General features: G+C 68.1%; 1 protein-coding gene. It reads left to right on the plus strand.

Features of this window, described 5'->3' with window-relative positions:
• Window positions 1–768, plus strand: a 768-nt coding sequence (locus ACLEJP_RS25480; RefSeq protein ID WP_440810901.1) for an AMP-binding protein, incomplete at both ends; no start/stop codon positions are given.

Raw genomic sequence — 768 nt, forward strand, 5'->3', positions numbered from 1 at the left:
CTGCCTGGAGCTGGATACGCAAGACCTGGGCGGCTACCGCGATGCCAACCCGGACATCGATGTCGCGCCGCTGAACCTCGCCTACGTGATCTACACCTCGGGCTCCACCGGTCGCCCGAAAGGCGCTGGCAACAGCCATCGGGCGCTGGTCAACCGCCTGTGGTGGATGCAGAAGGCCTACGCCCTGGACGCCAGCGACAGCGTGCTGCAGAAAACCCCGTTCAGCTTCGACGTGTCGGTGTGGGAGTTCTTCTGGCCGCTGATGACCGGCGCGCGCCTGGTCGTGGCCCAGCCGGGGGCGCACCGCGACCCGCAACTGCTGGTGGACACCATCCACCACTACGGCATCAGCACGCTGCACTTCGTGCCGTCGATGCTGCAGGCGTTCATGAGCCATGAAGCGGTGGAGCACTGCGTCAGTCTACGGCGCGTGGTGTGCAGCGGCGAAGCGCTGCCGGCCGAACTGGCCCGGCAGACCCTGCAACGCCTGCCGGCGGCGCGCCTGTACAACCTGTACGGGCCGACCGAAGCGGCCATCGACGTCACCCACTGGACCTGCCAGCCGGACGAAAATATCAGCGTGCCGATCGGCCAGCCGATCGACAACCTCAAGACCCACATCCTCGACGGCAGCCTGCAACCGGCGGTGCGCGGCAGTACCGGTGAGTTGTACCTCGGCGGCGTGGGCCTGGCCCGGGGCTATCACCAGCGCCCGGCGCTGACCGCCGAACGCTTCGTGCCAGACCCGTTCAGCACCGACGGCGGCCG

It is taken from the genome of Pseudomonas sp. SMV7, assembly GCF_052041995.1.
Classification (GTDB): Bacteria; Pseudomonadota; Gammaproteobacteria; order Pseudomonadales; family Pseudomonadaceae; genus Aquipseudomonas.